This window comes from Corynebacterium sp. HMSC069E04, from assembly GCF_001813175.1.
GTDB lineage: Bacteria > Actinomycetota > Actinomycetes > Mycobacteriales > Mycobacteriaceae > Corynebacterium > Corynebacterium aurimucosum.
The window spans coordinates 1-1,416 of sequence record NZ_KV811644.1; the positions used below are offsets into that span (position 1 = coordinate 1).

The following is a 1,416-nucleotide window of genomic DNA, read 5'->3' on the forward strand; positions in this document are numbered from 1 at the left end:
TGTGAAGTCTCGAGACATCGTTCCGGTCGGTGTCTCGAGATTTTTAGTTTTTAGTTGCCCCGTTGGGGGTTGAGTTCGTTGTCTTTCTTGTTGTAATAGATCTTTTCTTCAGTGAGTGTGTAGGCGGCGATTTGTGCCCCGGTGGCGGTTATTTTGATGTCGACGTGGTTGTCAACGCAGACCATTGTGATGGGTTCTCCGCCCCATCTGCGTCCGATGTAGAGGCGGCGTAGTTTGCCGCCCCATCGCAGGGTTGTCTTGCCGTTGGTGCCTACTTTGTCGGTGCGTAGTCGGTAGTCGTGGTCTGGTTTGATTTCTGCTGGCAGAGCTTTTGGCAGGGCTATGTAGGCTTCTGCGGGGGTGGTTCTTTTTAGGGCTCTATGGGGGCGTTGGTAGTTGTAATATTCGATGATTTCTTTGAGTTGAGCGTTGAGTTCATCGAGGCTTTGAGCTGGTGTTTTGTTCGAAAGGGCTAGTTTAAGGGTGTAGTGGAAGCGTTCGACTTTTCCTTGGGTTTGGGGGTGGTAGGGTTTGCCGTTTTTCTGCTTGATTCCTAGATCGATGAGTAGTTGCTCGAAGCCGTTTCGCGCTGGGTTTGTCCGGTCTGCGCTGGTTGTGAATGCTCGGCCGTTGTCGGTGAGGGTGGACTGGGGGTAGCCGTGTGTCTGGCCTGCATTAATGAAGCTATCGATGACGTTTCCCACGGTGGCATTGTTATAGGCGTGGCACGAGATTATGAACCGGGAGTGGTCATCCAAGATGGTGAGGATAGCTACTCGCTTGTGACCTGCAATAGTCCAGTCACTATAGTCCATTTGCCATGTTTCGTTAGGTTGATCGGCTTGGAATCGTGTCCATGAGCTGCGAGGACGCTTTTGTGGTTGGGGGATGACATAACCGTTGTTTGCTAGTACTCGGTGGATTGTTGATGGTGCTGGTGGTGGGTCGATTCCCTCTTGCTGAAGGTGCCAGAGAATTGTGTGGGCTCCGGCGTCAGTGCCGCGTTCTGTGAGTTCCTGGCGCAGTTCAAGGATGCGGTCGACAGTGTTGGGGTTGAGTGCTCGAGGATTGGTGCGGGGGCGTTTAGATCGTGGTTCTAGGGCGTTGATTCCGCCTTCTCGGTAGCGGGCTTGAAGTGTTCGGACCCATCGTGTGCTGACGTCGAAATGTTCAGCTGCTTCGGCCTGAGTCATGCCGGTAGCAAGCATGGTTTCAATGATGATTTTCGGGCTTGGTTTTGTCTTCTTCTCCATTTTTAAAGCATGGAGGATCGATGTCTCGAGACATCGCTTTTCGTTGTGTCTGGGCAGTTTTCGCTTCAGGGTTTTCAACCGGATCGATGTGGTGAGACATTGGTGCTGGTTGGACCGGAACGATCTCATGAGACATGCGGAACGATGTCTCCGAACCAGACAC

At 52.3% G+C, this 1,416-nt stretch carries 2 protein-coding genes; both read right to left on the minus strand.

Translation table 11 applies throughout. From position 1 onward, the window contains the following. Positions 1-50 precede the first annotated feature (50 nt). Positions 51-1,253: an IS481 family transposase gene (locus HMPREF2896_RS03705; protein WP_070717837.1), complete on the minus strand. Its 1,203-nt coding sequence runs from the start codon at positions 1,251-1,253 to the stop codon at positions 51-53. Further along, positions 1,213-1,416: hypothetical protein (locus HMPREF2896_RS12945; RefSeq protein WP_210388738.1), on the minus strand; the 204-nt coding region annotated here is incomplete at its 5' end. The genes HMPREF2896_RS12945 and HMPREF2896_RS03705, both read right to left, overlap by 41 nt.

Coding starts and splice junctions, on each gene's coding strand:
- HMPREF2896_RS03705 (WP_070717837.1), bottom strand. CDS start 1,253: ATGGAGAAGAAGACAAAACCAAGCCCGAAAATCATCATTGAAACCATG.